This is a genomic window from Herbaspirillum sp. NPDC101396 (assembly GCF_044767365.1).
Taxonomy (GTDB): Bacteria; Pseudomonadota; Gammaproteobacteria; order Burkholderiales; family Burkholderiaceae_D; genus Herbaspirillum.
The window spans coordinates 126,201-141,671 of record NZ_JBIWNT010000004.1; the positions used below are offsets into that span (position 1 = coordinate 126,201).

Annotated in this window: 13 protein-coding genes; 8 read left to right on the forward strand and 5 right to left on the reverse strand. The window is 61.4% G+C overall.

Features of this window, described 5'->3' with window-relative positions; genetic code table 11:
- Positions 1-238: 238 nt before the first annotated feature.
- The 5 genes from ACIROY_RS14425 to ACIROY_RS14445 all read left to right on the forward strand — a co-directional run bounded on the left by ACIROY_RS14425 (position 239) and on the right by ACIROY_RS14445 (position 6,501).
- Positions 239-1,591 carry a GntP family permease gene (locus ACIROY_RS14425; RefSeq protein WP_402342116.1) on the forward strand — a complete coding sequence of 451 codons (1,353 nt, stop codon included), beginning with the start codon at positions 239-241 and terminating at the stop codon, positions 1,589-1,591.
- 41 nt (positions 1,592-1,632) lie between these two features.
- The gene (gntK, locus tag ACIROY_RS14430) at positions 1,633-3,171 is read left to right on the forward strand and encodes a gluconokinase (RefSeq protein WP_402342117.1); all 1,539 of its coding nucleotides are present in this window, start codon (positions 1,633-1,635) and stop codon (positions 3,169-3,171) included.
- A gap of 38 nt (positions 3,172-3,209) precedes the next feature.
- A complete protein-coding gene (locus tag ACIROY_RS14435; RefSeq protein WP_402278155.1) occupies positions 3,210-3,995 on the forward strand; it encodes an SDR family NAD(P)-dependent oxidoreductase in 786 nt (261 codons plus the stop codon).
- A gap of 25 nt (positions 3,996-4,020) precedes the next feature.
- The gene (locus ACIROY_RS14440; RefSeq protein ID WP_402278154.1) at positions 4,021-5,058 is read left to right on the forward strand and encodes an L-idonate 5-dehydrogenase; all 1,038 of its coding nucleotides are present in this window, start codon (positions 4,021-4,023) and stop codon (positions 5,056-5,058) included.
- 312 nt (positions 5,059-5,370) lie between these two features.
- On the forward strand, positions 5,371-6,501 hold the full coding sequence (locus ACIROY_RS14445; protein ID WP_402342119.1) for a porin: 1,131 nt from the start codon (positions 5,371-5,373) through the stop codon (positions 6,499-6,501).
- Between the two features lie 90 nt (positions 6,502-6,591).
- Here ACIROY_RS14445 and ACIROY_RS14450 read toward each other — a convergent pair whose 3' ends face one another.
- Positions 6,592-7,719 (reverse strand): mandelate racemase/muconate lactonizing enzyme family protein, encoded by a 1,128-nt coding sequence (locus ACIROY_RS14450; protein WP_402342121.1) that lies wholly within the window; start codon positions 7,717-7,719, stop codon positions 6,592-6,594.
- Between the two features lie 185 nt (positions 7,720-7,904).
- Here ACIROY_RS14450 and ACIROY_RS14455 point away from each other — a divergent pair, with 185 nt between their 5' ends.
- The 3 genes from ACIROY_RS14455 (at position 7,905) to ACIROY_RS14465 (ending at position 11,303) form a co-directional block, all read left to right on the forward strand.
- On the forward strand, positions 7,905-8,783 hold the full coding sequence (locus ACIROY_RS14455; RefSeq protein ID WP_402278151.1) for a LysR family transcriptional regulator: 879 nt from the start codon (positions 7,905-7,907) through the stop codon (positions 8,781-8,783).
- A 125-nt stretch (positions 8,784-8,908) separates the two neighbouring features.
- The gene (locus ACIROY_RS14460) at positions 8,909-9,856 is read left to right on the forward strand and encodes a dihydrodipicolinate synthase family protein (protein WP_402342123.1); all 948 of its coding nucleotides are present in this window, start codon (positions 8,909-8,911) and stop codon (positions 9,854-9,856) included.
- Between the two features lie 121 nt (positions 9,857-9,977).
- Entirely contained in the window at positions 9,978-11,303 is a 1,326-nt protein-coding gene (locus ACIROY_RS14465) for an MFS transporter (RefSeq protein ID WP_402342125.1), read from the forward strand.
- Between the two features lie 76 nt (positions 11,304-11,379).
- Here the strand turns inward: ACIROY_RS14465 and mctP are convergent, their stop codons facing one another.
- The 4 genes from mctP to ACIROY_RS14485 all read right to left on the reverse strand — a co-directional run bounded on the left by mctP (position 11,380) and on the right by ACIROY_RS14485 (position 15,433).
- Positions 11,380-12,882: a monocarboxylate uptake permease MctP gene (gene mctP, locus ACIROY_RS14470; RefSeq protein ID WP_402278148.1), complete on the reverse strand. Its 1,503-nt coding sequence runs from the start codon at positions 12,880-12,882 to the stop codon at positions 11,380-11,382.
- Positions 12,882-13,061 carry a DUF3311 domain-containing protein gene (locus ACIROY_RS14475; protein ID WP_116434812.1) on the reverse strand — a complete coding sequence of 60 codons (180 nt, stop codon included), beginning with the start codon at positions 13,059-13,061 and terminating at the stop codon, positions 12,882-12,884. Before ACIROY_RS14475 ends, mctP begins: the two co-directional genes overlap by 1 nt.
- A gap of 321 nt (positions 13,062-13,382) precedes the next feature.
- Positions 13,383-14,135 (reverse strand): SDR family NAD(P)-dependent oxidoreductase, encoded by a 753-nt coding sequence (locus ACIROY_RS14480; RefSeq protein ID WP_402342126.1) that lies wholly within the window; start codon positions 14,133-14,135, stop codon positions 13,383-13,385.
- 206 nt (positions 14,136-14,341) lie between these two features.
- Complete coding sequence (locus ACIROY_RS14485) at positions 14,342-15,433, reverse strand: alkene reductase (RefSeq protein WP_402278146.1); 1,092 nt, start codon at positions 15,431-15,433, stop codon at positions 14,342-14,344.
- Positions 15,434-15,471 lie beyond the last annotated feature (38 nt).

Below are 15,471 nucleotides of genomic sequence, written 5' to 3' on the forward strand. Positions count from 1 at the left end.
CCGATGTTAACGCTAACATTTCGGCGTAAAACAAAAAATTCCCTTTCATAAACACTACGCAGATAGTGGGCACGGCAGTCCCGATGTTGTTTGCAATGCATGCACCCGGGACGCCTCGTCGAGACAATGTAAAGACTCCGCAACGGATGGCAGGCATGGTGTTGACGGCGCGGCAATGCGGTTCTCCGCATGTGCGCGTGTAGCGGCCGTGTGCACTATCGCCCCTGGAGACATCCACATGTTCGGATTGAGTAACGAAGCAAGCCTGTTGTTGAACGCCTTCCTGGCGATTGTGGTGCTGATCGTCATGATCACGCGCCTGCGCGTCCACCCCTTCATCGCACTGATCATCACCTCCGGTTTTCTCGGCCTGATTTCCGGCATGCCGCTGGCCAAGATCGTCAAATCGTTCCAGGACGGTTTCGGCGGCGTGCTCGGTTTCGTCGGCATCGTGCTGGGCCTGGGCACCATGCTCGGCAAGATGATGGCCGAATCCGGTGGCGCCGACCAGATCGCGCAGACGCTGGTGCGCGCCTTCGGCAAGCAGCGCGTGCACTGGGCCATGATGATCGGCGCGTTCCTGGTCGGCATCCCGCTGTTCTTTGAAATCGGCTTCGTGCTGCTGATCCCGCTGGTGTTCATCGTCTCGCGCCGCTCGGGCGTGCCGCTGTTCAAGATCGGCATGCCGATGCTGGCCAGCCTGTCCGTCATGCACGGTCTGGTGCCGCCGCATCCGGGTCCGTTGCTGGCGATCGGCATCTTCGGCGCCGATATCGGCAAGACCATCTTCTACGGCCTCGTAATCGGCCTGCCGACGGTGATCATCGCCGGCCCGATGTTCGGCGCCTTCATCGCCAAGTATGTCGACATCAAGCCGTCCGACGAGCTGATGGAGCAACTGGCGCGCGAACCGCAAACCAAGGATCTGCCGGGCTTTGCGATCACGCTGGTGACAGTGCTGTCGCCAGTGTTCCTGATGTTGCTGAAAACCTTCGTCGACGTGACCCTGCCGGAAGGCAACGCCATGCGCGACCTGATGGACTTCATCGGCAACCCGATCGTGGCCTTGCTGGCGGCGCTGCTGCTGTCGCTGTACACTTTTGGCGTGGCGCGCGGTTTCACGCGCCAGCAAGTGTTGAAGTTCGTTGATCAAAGCCTGGCGCCGACTGCGGCCATCGTGCTGATCATCGGCGCCGGCGGCGGCTTCAAGCAGATGCTGGTCAACAGCGGCGTCGGCACCGCGATCGGCCAGTTGGCCGTGCATGCACAGATTTCGCCGTTGCTGCTGGCCTGGTTCGTGGCAGGCGTGATCCGCGTGGCGACCGGTTCGGCGACGGTAGCGACCATCACCGGCGCCGGCATCGTGGCGCCGCTGGTGACGCTGATCCCCGGCACCAACCGAGAGCTGCTGGTGCTGGCGACCGGCGCCGGATCGCTGATCCTGTCGCACGTCAATGACGCCGGCTTCTGGCTGGTCAAGGAATACTTCAACATGAGCGTCGGCGAAACATTCAAGACCTGGACAGCGATGGAAACCATCATCTCGGTGGTAGCGCTGATCTTCATCATGTTGCTTAACCTGGTCGTCTAAACGCAACAGCGTTTTACACGGCAGCAGTAAAGGAAATACTCATGTCGCACTTCATGCTCGGCGTCGATATCGGCACCACCAGCACCAAGACCGTGGTGTTCGCGCTGGACGGCCAGGTGGTGGCCCAGCACGCCGTCGAATATCCGGTACTGTGCACCGAGCCGGGCATGTCCGAGCAGGATCCGTTGCAGATGTTCGACGCCGTGCTGGGCTCGATCGCCGGCGCCGTCGCGGCGGCCAAGGCTGCGCCCGGCGACATCGAACTGGTCTCCTTCAGCGCCGCCATGCACAGCCTGATCGCGCTCGATGGTCACAACAACCTGCTCAGCAACAGCATTACCTGGGGCGACATCCGCGCCAGCGTCTGGGCCGAACGCATCAAGAACGAGTTCGACGGCCAGGCCATCTATAGCCGCACCGGCACGCCCATCCATCCGATGTCGCCGCTGTGCAAGCTGATGTGGATGCGTCACGAAAGAGCCGAAGTATTCAAGCAGGCCGCACGCTTCGTCGGCATCAAGGAATATGTCTTGTTCCGGTTGTTCGGCGAATGGCTGGTGGATTATTCGATCGCCTCCGCCACCGGCATGTTCAACCTCGAACAACTGGACTGGGACGAAGGCGCGCTGGCATTGCTGCAAGTCGATGCGCGCCAGCTGCCCAAGCCGGTGCCGACCACGCATCAATTGCAGGGGCTCGACAACGCAATCGCCGAACAGCTCGGCTTGCGCACCGATACGCCGTTCGTCATCGGCGCCAACGACGGCGTGCTGTCGAATCTCGGCGTCAACGCCATCCATCCGGGCCAGGTGGCGGTCACCATCGGCACTTCCGGCGCCATGCGCACGGTGGTCGAACGGCCGGTGACGGATGCCTCCGGACGCACTTTCTGCTATGCGCTGACGGAGCAGCATTGGGTAGTCGGCGGGCCGGTCAACAACGGCGGCAACATCTTCCGCTGGGTGCGCGATGAACTCGCCACCGCCGAAGCGGAGCAGGCGCGCAAGGACGGCGTCGATCCCTACGACGCGCTGACCCGTATCGCCGAACACATCGCGCCGGGCGCAGAAGGGCTGCTGTTCCATCCGTATCTGTCGGGAGAGCGGGCGCCGCTGTGGAACGCCGACCTGCGCGGCTCCTTCTTCGGCCTGGCGCTGCATCATCGCAAGGAACACATGATCCGCGCCGCGCTCGAAGGCGTGATCTTCAATCTCTATTCCATCCTGCCGGCGGTCGAAGACCTGATCGGCCCGACCAAGCGCATGATGGCCACCGGCGGCTTTGCACGCTCGGCCTTGTGGCGGCAAATGATGGCCGACATCTTCAACCGCGAAGTGGTGGTGCCGCAAAGCGTGGAGTCATCCTGCCTAGGCGCCGCCGTACTCGGCTTGCTGGCGCTCGGCAAGATCAAATCGCTCGACGTCATTTCCGACATGGTCGGCTCGACCAATCGCCATCTGCCGATTCCGGAAAACGTCGCCATCTATGATCGCCTGCGGCCGATCTTCATGGCGATTCCACACAAGCTGGCCGACGAATACCGCGCGTTGTCGGCGTTCCAACGGCTCGACATCAAATAATTCCGACCGGACTCAACCATAACAAGCAAGGAGACAGAATGACCGCAACACTACCCGCTGGCCTGCAGAGTTTTTCGCTGAGCGGCCGGCTCGCGCTGATCACCGGTTCCAGCGGCGGCATCGGCCTGGCGCTGGCGCGCGGCCTGGCTGCTGCCGGCGCGTCCATCGTGCTCAACGGCCGTGACGCGGCCAAGCTTGCCGCGGTGGCTGCAACGCTGCGCGAAGAGGGCTACACGATTCACGAGTCGTCCTTCGACGCGACGTCGTCGGCCTCGGTGGAAGCCGCCGTGGCGAAGATCGAAGCCGACATCGGCCCGATCGAGATCCTGTTCAACAACGCCGGTATCCAGCGCCGCGCGCCGCTGGAAGACTTCAAGGAGTCGGACTGGAACGACCTGATCAGCACCAATCTCAACAGCGTGTTCTTCACGGCCAAGGCCGTCGCGCAAGGCATGATCAAACGCGGCCGCGGCAAGATCATCAACGTCTGTTCAGTGCAGAGCGAACTCGGTCGTCCCAACATCGCGCCGTACACGGCGACCAAGGGCGCAGTGAAGATGTTCACCAAAGGCATGGCGATCGACTGGGGCAAGTACGGCCTGCAAGTCAACGGCCTCGGGCCGGGCTACTTCAAGACCGAGATGAACATGGCGCTGGTCGCCGATGAAAAATTCTCCGAGTGGCTGATCGGCCGTACGCCTTCACGTCGCTGGGGCGACGTCGAGGACCTGGTCGGCGCGGCCGTGTTCCTGTCCAGCGATGCCTCGAAATTCGTCAACGGCCACATCCTGTACGTCGACGGCGGCGTCACGGCAACCTTATAAATAACAAGACAGCGGAGAACACATCATGCAACAAGGCATCGTCATCCACGCGCCGCACGACCTGCGCGTCCAGGAATTGCAGACCGCAGAACTGCAGCCGCATCAGCTCAAGGTGAAGGTCAAGGCCGGCGGCATCTGCGGCTCCGACCTGCACTATTATCACAACGGCGGCTTCGGCACCGTGCGCATCAAGGAGCCGATGGTGCTCGGCCATGAAGTCTCCGGCGTGATCGCTGAAACCGGTTCAGCCATCGGCGACATCAAGGCCGGTACCCGCATTTCCATCAGCCCGAGCAATCCCTGCGGCCTGTGCAAGTACTGCCAGGAAGGCAAGCAGAATCACTGCCTCGACATGCGCTTCTACGGCAGCGCGATGCGCATGCCGCACGTGCAGGGCGCCTTCCGCCAGGAGATCATCATTGAGCGTGCTCAGGCGCACGTGGTCGCCGATCACGTCAGCGACGGCGAAGCGGCGATGGCCGAGCCCTTGTCGGTAGCCTTGCATGCCGTGCGCCGCGCCGGCCCGCTGTTCGGAAAGCGCGTGCTGGTCACCGGCTGCGGCCCGATCGGCGCGTTGACCGTGATCGCTGCGCGCCGTGCCGGCGCCTTGCAGATCGTCGTCACCGACGTCGCCAAGATGCCGTTGGAGAGCGCCTTGAAAGTCGGCGCCGATCAGGCCATCAACGTCGCGCAGGACGCCGAAGCGCTCAAGGCCTTTACGCAGGACAAAGGCACCTTCGACGTGCTGTTCGAAGCCAGCGGCAACGAGCAGGCGCTGCGCGGCGCGCTCGACACGCTGCGTCCCGGTGCGGTGATCGTGCAGGTCGGCTTGGGCGGCGATATCAACTTCCCGGCCAACCTGCTGGTCGGCAAAGAACTGGAATGGCGCGGCGCCTTCCGCTTCCACGAAGAGTTCGCACTGGCTGTGGAATTGATGAACCAGAAACTGGTCGACGTGAAGCCCTTGATTTCGGCGACGTATCCGTTCGAGAAGTCGGTCGAGGCTTTCGAGATTGCGGGCGATCGGTCGAAGATGATGAAGGTGCAACTGAGCTTCGATTAATTTCTTCCCGTTAGAAGTACTTTTAGAAGCCGCTTTCATGAGCGGCTTTTTTTATGTCTTTTTTAAGCAGCAAAGATAAAACATACCCACTAGCTTGTTGTAATCGCACATCTACGGGTTTTCCGCTATACACCGCTGGATAGCACGTAAATATAATCCGCCATGTTCGATACAGGGCTGCACACCCACCATCCGCTGCAGCACCTTCCATACACGGATCGTCACCACACGATACCGGAGGCGTTCCTGCGAACGACAATAAAAAAATCGAACATACACCTACCTATTCCACCATCTGACTCAGGGATTTTCATGAAGAAAAGCGTATTCGCCCTGGCGGCTCTGTCCGCCGTGGCCGGCACGACCGTCACACTCACCGCGCAGGCCCAAAGCAGCGTCACCGTCTACGGCATCATCGACACCGGCCTGACCTACACCAGCAAAGTCGGCGCCACCAACGGCAGCCGCTTCAGCCTTGATTCGGGCGACATGGCAACCTCGCGCATCGGCTTCAAAGGCGTGGAAGACCTCGGTGGCGGCCTGACGGCAATTTTCAATCTGGAAAACGGCTTCAATAACGACACCGGCGCCATGGGCACTGCCAACACGTTGTTCGATCGCAAATCCGTAGTCGGCCTGAGCGGCGGCTTCGGTACCGTCACCATCGGTCGCCAGACTGACTATCTGGAAGACATCGGCTCCAGATACACCTCGGTGCAGACCTTCGGCGCCAATGGCGTCAAGGGAGGCCACTTCAACAACCTGGACCGCGTTGCGGGCGGTGCGCGTACCGACAACTCGGTGCGCTATGACACGGTCAACATGGGCGGCTTTACCGGCAGTCTGTTCTACGGCTTCGGGGAAGTGGCGGGCAAGACGTCCGCAGGCCAGTCCTTCGGCTTGGCAGGCAACTACAGCAACGGTCCGTTCGGCATCGGCGCCGGTTACTACCAGAGCAAACTGGCGGCAGATGCCTTGCCGGCCCGTGCAGGCGACACCAACCTGAAGACCTTCACCATCGGCACCAGCTACCAGGCCGGCCCGGCCAAGCTGTACGCGGCGTGGTCGCAGTCGAAGCAACCCGCTGCTGCTGCCGTCGCGGCGACGGGCCTGGTGCAGATCGTTACCGCAACCAAGGCCAACATCTTCGACGTCGGCGTCGACTATGCGCTCACCGGCAACCTGCACTTGCTGGGCAGCGTGATCTATGACCGCGCCAACATCAATCGTGTGACGACGGGCGCCACCAAGGTTTCATCGACACAGCTTAACGTCGGCGTGGATTACTACCTGTCCAAGCGCACCGACGTCTATGCGCTGTACACCAACCAGCGCGCCAAGGATGTCATCAATCCAGGCGTCGTCAACGCGGCATACTCGTCGTCGCCTGCCGACGACAGCTCGCAGAATGTGGTGCGCCTGGGGCTGCGCCACCGGTTCTGATGGCATGAAGTCTTGAGGATATAAAAAGTAATCAGCAATAATGGAAAATGGCAGGCGCCGGCGATCCGGTTCCTGCCATTTTTTACATGCTTATTTGCCTACGGTAGTCCATTTGCCGTACTTCGCCACCTGCGTCTCGTTGAAGTTGAATCCCAGCCCTGGCGTCTGATGCAGGATCACGTTGCCGTTGCGATGTTCCAGCTGGCGATCGATCAGGCGGCGGAAGTTCAGCACCTGGTCGTCCCAGAAGAATTCCACGTAGCGCGCATTCGGCGTCGCCGCCACCAGCGGGGCATGCACGTCATGGAACCAGTGCGGGCACATGATCTTGCCGTAGCTCGCCGCCGTCGCCGCAATGCGCCGCCATTCGGTGATGCCGCCGCAGACCACGGCATCGGTCTGCAGAATCGCGGCGGCGTCCTTGTCCAGCAACTCCTTGTGATACCAGCGGCCGTAACCGATTTCGCCGGTGGCGATCGGCACGCGCGTGAGTTTCGCAAGTTTGGCGTGGCTGTCGATGTCGTCCGGTGAAAACGGTTCTTCGATGAAGTAGGGATCGTATTGCTCGATGCGGTTCACGTGTTGCAAGGCTTGGGTGACATCGCCCCAGCCGTTGTTGATGTCCAGCATCAGCTCGATGTCCGGGCCGATGGCTTCGCGTGCGGCGCGCACGCGCGCTTCTTCTTCCTTGGGCGAGAGACGTCCTGACTTCATCTTCACCGCCTTGAAACCCTTGTCGACATAGCTGGCCATTTCATCGCCGAGCATCTGCGGCGTCTTGCCGTCGAGGTAGTAGCCGCCGCTGGCGTAAGCAGGCACTTCATCGAGATGCACCGCGCCGAGGTATTTGTGCAGCGGCAGTTGGTGGGTGCGCGCATTAAGATCCCAGATCGCCGTGTCGAGAATGCTCAGCGCGCGCATGACGGTGCCGGCGCGTCCTTGCAGCAAGGCTTCCTGGTACATCGCCTGCCAAAGGCCTTCGACTGCGTAAGAGTCTTTGCCGATCAGCACCGGCGCCAGCAATTGTTCGACTGCCGCAGTCAGGATCGCGCCGCCGGTGCTGCCGACGTAGCAAAAGCCGATGCCTTCGACGCCGTCAGTCGAGCGCATCTTGACCAGGCCGTAGTGACGCGACGAGACGGTGCGCGTGGCGAAGGACGTGACACGGTCGAGCGGCACTTCGGCGAAGCAGACCGAGATGGATTGGATGATGGGCATGTTTTGTGTCCTCCTGATTCATGAGTAAATGGGCGCGCTGCATACATGAGTTGCTGCAGCGTCCGGCACATTCTGATTGACGTGAATCGATGAAAACAGTACGTTCCGATATCTTAAAAAGATAATTATTCTATTGATCGGGCGGAGATCCGATGCTCGCTTAGCTTGCCCACAGGGAGGGACACATGGATTCACGTTTTCTGCAGAGCTTCATTCACGTGGCCGAACTCGGCTCCATCGCCGAAGCCGCGCGCCGGCTCGACCTCACGCCCGCCGCCGTGGCGCAGCGCGTCAAGATGCTGGAAGAGGAAATGGGCATGAGCCTGATTCGCCGCTCCGGCCGCACGGTGGCGCCGACCGAGGCAGGCGCGCGCATCCTCGAGCGCGGCCGCAAGGTCTTGCGCGACATCCGCGATCTGCGCGACGACCTCAACGACAGTTCGGACTTGTCCGGGCAACTGCGCCTCGGCGCTGCACCGACCATGATGCTGGCGGTGTTGCCGGATCTGGTGTCACAGTTCCTGAGCCGGCATCCGCAAGTTGATACTTACCTGGAGCCGGGCACCTCCGCCACGCTGTTTCGCAAAGTGGTGGATGGCGACCTCGACGCAGCATTGCTGATCCAGCCGTTGTTCGAATTGCCCAAGAGTTGCGGCTGGCACACCATGCGCGAAGAGCCGCTGGTCTTGCTGACGCCCGCATCGATGAAAGTTACTGATGTACACGCGACGCTGGAGAGCGAACCCTTCCTGCGCTATGACCGCGGCACCGTCGGCGGCCAGTTCGCCGACGCCTATCTGCGCCAGTACGGCATCCGCACGCGTCAGCGCTGCGAGCTCGACGGCCTTGATTCGATCGCGGCGCTGGTCGATAAAGGGATCGGCGTGTCGCTGGTGCCGGCCTGGCTGGCGGCGCGCGGCAACAATCTCGAACTGAAACGCTGGCCGCTGCCGCATCGCTCATCCAGGAGAGTGGTCGGCATGATCTGGACGCGCACCTCGGCGCGCACGCGGCTGGTGAGCTCATTCCTGGAGCTGGTCAAGAAGTGGAAAGAGGACAAATAAGAGGTTCTATCTTTCCCGTCAGGAAGATAAAAATTCTATTGATTGACGTAACAAGAGCATAACTATTCTCCTGAGCTGATCGCGCAATACTGGCGTCCACAGCAATACCCAAGGAGACCAAGCTCATGTCCGTTTCACTTATTCCCAAACTGCGCGGCGTACTGTCGCCGGTGCTCACGCCATTCGAGGCGGACGGTTCGCCGTCGGTGCCGCGCTTCATCGAACATTGCCGCACCTTGCTCAACCACGACGTCGGCCTCGCGATCTTCGGCACCAATTCCGAGGCGACCTCGATGAGCGTGAAAGAAAAGCGCGCCTTGCTCGACGCCGTCCTCGCCGCCGGCATGCCGGCCGCACGCATGATGCCCGGCGTCGGCGCCTGCAATCTGGAGGACACCGCCGAGCTGGCGCGTCATGCCGTCACTGCCGGTTGCGGCGGCGTGCTGGTGTTGCCGCCGTTCTTCTACAAGGGCGTGAGCGAAGAGGGTTTGTTCCGCTCCTTCGCCGGCATGATTGATGCCGTCGGCGATGCCAGCTTGCGCGTCTACCTGTACCACATCCCGGCGGTGACGCAGGTCGGCATCAGCCTGGCGCTGATCGAGCGCTTGCTGAAAGCCTTCCCGGGTGTCATCGCCGGCGTCAAGGACAGTTCAGGCGATTGGGACAACACGGCGGCCATGCTGAAGGAGTTCGGCAAGGATGGCTTTGACGTGTTTGCCGGCAGCGAAATCGCCTTGGTCGACACCATGCGCCACGGCGGCGCAGGCGTGATTTCAGCCACGGCCAACGTCAATCCGGGCGGTATCGCCGGCCTGCTGCACGATTGGAAAAATGACGATGCGATGGCGCGGCAGGCTGCTTTGAATCAGGTGCGCGCAGTCTTTGGCCAGTTCCCGATGATCGCCGCGATGAAGGCGGCGATGGCCTCGGGTCTCCATGATCCGGCGTGGGACAAGTTGCGCGCACCGCTTGTGGAGCTGGACCGGATCCAGCGCGAGAGCTTGCTGCGGCAACTCGACGCGCTCGGCTTCCAGCTCTATCGCGGTCAGGTGGAGGAAGCGGCAGCGCATTGAATCAAGGCATCACACGAGGATATCCCAACAATATTCCGACAATATTCATACGACATAAAAAGAGCAACGGCGCGACTGCAAAGAGCATGCCGCCATCGCCGACAAGACAACAGGAGACACCATGCAACCCAACACCACGCTGGCTTCGGCCGCACACACTTTATCCGCGACATCGCAGGACGCGGCCAACGCTGTTTTCAAGCGCGCCGCCTGGCGCTTCATCCCGCTGCTGTTCGTGAGCTACGTCGTGGCTTATCTCGACCGCGTCAACATCGGTTTCGCCAAGCTGCAGATGCTCAACGATCTGCAATTCAGCGATGCCGTGTATGGCCTCGGTGCAGGATTATTCTTCCTCGGCTATTTCCTGTTCGAAGTGCCGAGCAATCTGCTGCTGCACAAGCTCGGCGCGCGGCGCTGGATCGCCCGCATCATGATCACCTGGGGCGTACTGTCGGCGGCCACGGCATGGGTCGATTCGCCAATGATGTTCTACGTGATCCGCTTCCTGCTTGGCGTGGCGGAGGCGGGCTTCTTCCCCGGCGTAATCCTGTATCTGACCTACTGGTTTCCCTCGCACCGGCGCGGCCGCATGACGGCCATGTTCATGGCCGGCAATCCGGTCTCGGGCATCGTCGGCGCGCCGCTGTCGGGCTACATCATGTACGCCTTCGCCGGCACCATGGGCATGTCGGGCTGGCAGTGGCTGTTCATCCTCGAAGCGATTCCGGCGGTGATCCTGAGCGTGGTGATCTATTGTTATCTCGACGACCGCGTGGCCGACGTCACCTGGCTCAATGCGGAAGAAAAGAATCTGATCAAGAACGAAATCGATCAGGACGCCCAGCTGCGCACGCATAGCTCGATCAGGAGCGTCATGCTGTCGCCGCGCGTGTGGCTGCTGTGCCTGATCCTGTTCGGCGTGATCATGGGGTCGTATGCGATCGGCTTCTGGCTGCCGAGCATCATTCGCAGCGCCGGCATCGCCGATCCTTTCCACATCGGCCTGCTGGCGATGATCCCTTACACCGCTGCGCTGATTTCGATGCTGCTGGCCAGCCGCAGCGCCGACCACTTCCGCGAGCGCCGCTGGCACGTCATCGTGCCGGTGCTGGTCGCGGCGATCGGCTTCTGCATCTGCGCCATGAGCGAGAACCAGATCGCGCCGGCGATCTTCGGCCTGAGCCTGGGCGCCATGGGCGTGGTGACCGCGGTGGCGATGTTCTGGGCATTGCCGACCGCCTTTCTCGGCGGCGCCGGTGCAGCAGCCGGGATTGCACTGATCAACTGCACCGGCAACCTGGCGGGTTTTGTCAGCCCATCGGTAATCGGCTGGCTCAAAACGCAGACCCATTCGGTCTCGTCAGGGCTGTTTTTCGTGGCGGCGATGCTGGCGTTATCGGCGGTGCTGGTGCTGAGCTTCATTCCGGCAAAGGTCGTCAATCGCTGAGCCGGCAGGTACTGCAAATAAAAAAGCCACGTTCGCAGGAACGTGGCTTTTTCTTGTTGCGGGTAAGACTACTGCATCAGTGCTTCAATGCCGGCGCTTTCGCACCGCCCTTGCCGAACACCAACTGCACCACGACAGCCACAACGATGTTGAGCGCCAGAGCGATCAGACCGGTGTAGAGCGTGTACGCATCGGCGCCGATGTGGAAGGTATGCACCGGCTTGATGCCGTCCGCATACGCCAGCCAGCTGCCGCCGACGATGCCGACTGCCCAGCCGGTCAGCAGCGCGTTGGCGCCGAACCAGCCGATGAACAGGCCGAACACCAGCGCCGGGAAGGTTTGCAGAATCCACACGCCGCCCAGCAACTGCAGGTCAAGTGCGAACTTGGTCGGCAGGAACAGGATGAACACCAGCGCGCCGAACTTGACCACCAGCGAGACGATTTTGGCGACCTTGGCTTCGCCTTCGGCCGACACGCCAGGATTCACGTACGGCTTCCAGAAGTTGCGCGTGAAGAGGTTGGCCGCACCGATCGACATCACTGCCGCCGGTACCAGCGCACCGATGGCGATCGCCGCAAACGCGAAGCCGCTGAACCAGCTCGGGAACATGGCGTTGAACAGGGCTGGCACGACATCATTGTTGGCTTCAACCTTGACGCCAGCCGCGTAGGCCATGTAGCCCAGCAGTGCGATCAGGCCGAGCAGCACGGTGTACGCAGGCAGGAATACGGCGTTCTTGCGGATCGTGTCGGCACTCTTGGCCGCGAAGATGCCGGTCAGTGTATGCGGATACATGAAGGCAGCCATGGCCGAACCTAGCGCCAGCGAAGCAAACGGCAGGAACTGCGCCGGCTTGAGCGTCAGGCCGGTGGCGCCGCCCTTGGCGGCAAACGCCTCGCGCGCCGAGTTGAACACGATGCCGTAGCCGCCCAGTTTCATCGGTACCAGCACCACCGCCACCAGCACCACGATGTAGATCATCAGGTCCTTGACGAAGGCGATCAGCGCAGGTGCGCGCAGGCCGGCCGAGTAGGTGTACAGCGCCAGGATAACGAAGGCGGCAAGCAATGGCAGCTCGCCGGTAACGCCGAGCGCCTTGATGACGACTTCCATGCCGATCAGTTGCAGTGCGATGTACGGCATGGTGGCGACGACGCCGGTCAGGGCGATGGCCAGTTCCAGCTTGCGCGACTTGTAGCGGCCGAAGACGACGTCGGCGGCGGTGACGTGGCCGGCTTTGTGCGCGGCGTGCCACAGCTTCGGCATGATCAGGAACACGATAGGATAGACCAGGATCGTGTACGGCAGCGCGAAGAAACCATAAGCGCCGACCGCATACACCAGTGCCGGCACCGCGATGACGGTATAGGCGGTGTAGAAGTCGCCGCCGACCAGGAACCAGGTAATCCAGGTGCCGAAGTTACGGCCGCCCAGGCCCCATTCGTCGAGGTGCGCGCCCTTGTTGGCGGAACCGCCGCTTTGCCAGCGCGAGGCCCAGAAGCCCATCACGGTGACCAGTGCGAAGAAGAAGATGAAGACGCCGAGCGCCGTCCAGTTGATGGAAGAAGAATTCATTATTCGACTCCCTTTTTGAGACCGTCTTTATAGACGATCCAGATGATCAGCGCAGTGAGCGGCACCCACGCGAACTGATACCAGTAGAAAAACGGGAAGCCAAGCAGCGTGGGCAGTTCGTCGTTGTAAAACGGGACCCACAATAGACCAATGAACGGCAACAGGAGTAAGAGCCGCATAGAAAATCTCCTCATACTTTTGGTGGAAGGATTATTGTAAAAAATGCAGCGCAATTATAGTGAGGATCGATAATTTCTGTTTGCAGTGCGGCATTTCGTAGCGCTGTTACTACGGACGAAAAGGCGCTATGGCGCTGGGTTTGCGAGATTCCAGAAAATGCTGCTTGCGTTCAGTTTGCGAGAAAATCCTGATATTGCAAGGCCTGCTGTCGCTACTTGAAAATTCATTCGCATTTTTGTCAGTGAAGCGTCAGATTTTTGGCGGCCGGGAGATTTTTTTGCATGGACTGCACACTCGACGTTTCCCCCGCCGTTTCTCCTCTATCGCGCCGTGTAACCGCCATCCACCGGATAAAACGCGCCGGTGCAGAACGACGCTCGCTCCGACAACAGGAAGGCCGCCATCTCCGCCACCTCCTCGCGCGTCGCCAGGCGTTGCAGCGGATGCGATTGCGCCATGGCGTCGAGCGCTTCCTGCGGCATTTGCTGCATGCGCGGTGTGGCGACGTAGCCGGGGCCGATGCAATTGACGCGCACGCCTGTGCCGGCGTATTCCAGCGCGGCGGTCTTGGTGAGGCCGATCACGCCGTGCTTGGCGGCGGTGTAGGCGGAAATGCCGGCGACGCCGACCACGCCGTTGGCCGATGACAAGTTGACGATGGCGCCGCCGCCGCGTCGCACCAGCGCGGGCAGCTCGGCCTTGAGGCTGAGGAACATGCCGGTGAGGTCGGTACCGATGACGGTGTTCCAGTCCGCCAGCGAGAGATGTTCTATCAGCGTGTCGTGCGGCCCGGTCAGGCCGGCATTGTTGACGGCCAGGTCGAGGCCGCCGAAGGCATCGGTTGCAGCTGCGACCGCGCGCAGCATGGCATCGGGATCGCGCACGTCGAGTTCGACGGCGAGGCTGCGTGCGCCTTCGGGATCTAGTCCGGCGAGCAGGGCGTCGAGCGCCTGCTTGTCATGTCCGGCGACGACGACGGTCGCGCCTTCGTCAAACAACTTGCGTGCAATGGCCTCGCCAATGCCGGTGGCCGCACCGGTTACCAGCGCCACCTTGTCGGAAAATTCGGGCATGTCTGTCTCCTTTTCAAGCGATTGAATACTTCTGCGGGGCAGAAGTGCGGATCAATTGTTTGGTCAGAATGAGGTGCGACTAGTTCCGTCGCGGATGGAATCGACGGGAAGAATGCAGGAGGGAAAAGAGGTGTTGCAGATACGACAATGCCGAGGCCTGCGACATCGTCGAAGACCCCGGCATTGCAATGATTAACGACCGGTGACTACGCCGTCAGCGCCGGATAGTCGGTGTAGCCTTCAGCGCCGCCGCCGTACAAGGTGTCCGGGTTCAGCGGATTGAGCGGCTTGGCTTCGCGCACGCGGCGCACCAGATCCGGATTGGCGATGAACGGCCGGCCGAAGGCGACCGCATCGGCTTTGCCGGCCGCGACGATGGCTTGTCCTTCGGCGCCGTCAAAGCCGTTGTTGACAATGAAGGTGCCGGGGAAGCGGGTGCGCAGCGCGGCGTAATCGAACTTCACCGGCGCGCCTTCCGGCACGCGGGCGCCGCCGGTTTCGCCTTCGATCACGTGCAGATAGGCCAGGCCCAGCGGCGCGATCTGTTCCACCACATAGTTGTAGAGCGCTTGCGGATCGCTGTCGACGGGGGTGTCATTGAAGGTCGTCATCGGGCTCAGGCGGATGCCGGTGCGGCCGGCGCCGACTTCCTTGGCCACGGCTTGCACGACTTCGAGCAACAGGCGCGCGCGGTTCTCGATACTGCCGCCGTAAGGACCGCTGCGATCGTTGACGCTGTCGCGCAGGAACTGTTCCAGCAGGTACGTATTGGCGGCATGCACTTCAACGCCGTCGAAACCGGCGTCGATGGCGTTGCGCGCCGCCTTGCGGTAGTCCTCGACCAGCGCCGGCAACTCGTCGTCGCGCAAGGCGCGCGGCGTCGACACGTCGTGGTAGCCCTCGGTGGTGAAGGTTTTGGCGTTGGCGGCACGGTTGGTTGACGACACCGGCGCGACACCGCCCGGCAGGAACGAAGTGTGCGAGATGCGGCCGACGTGCCACAGCTGCAGCACGATCTTGCCGCCGGCCGCGTGCACGGCGTTGGTGACTTCGCGCCATGCCGCTACTTGTTCAGGAGAATAGATGCCGGGTGTATCGAGGTAACCCTGGCCCATCTGGGTGATTTGCGTCGCTTCGGCAATGATCAGGCCGGCTGTGGCGCGCTGGCGGTAATACTCCACCGTGAGCGGCCCGGGTTTGAAGCCTTCAACGGCGCGGCTGCGGGTCAGCGGGGCCATGACAAAACGATTGGCGAGCGAGATGTCACCGACTTTGAGGGGATCGAATAAGGAAGTCATGAATATCCTTCAATAAAAATGAAAGCGGAATAAAAAAG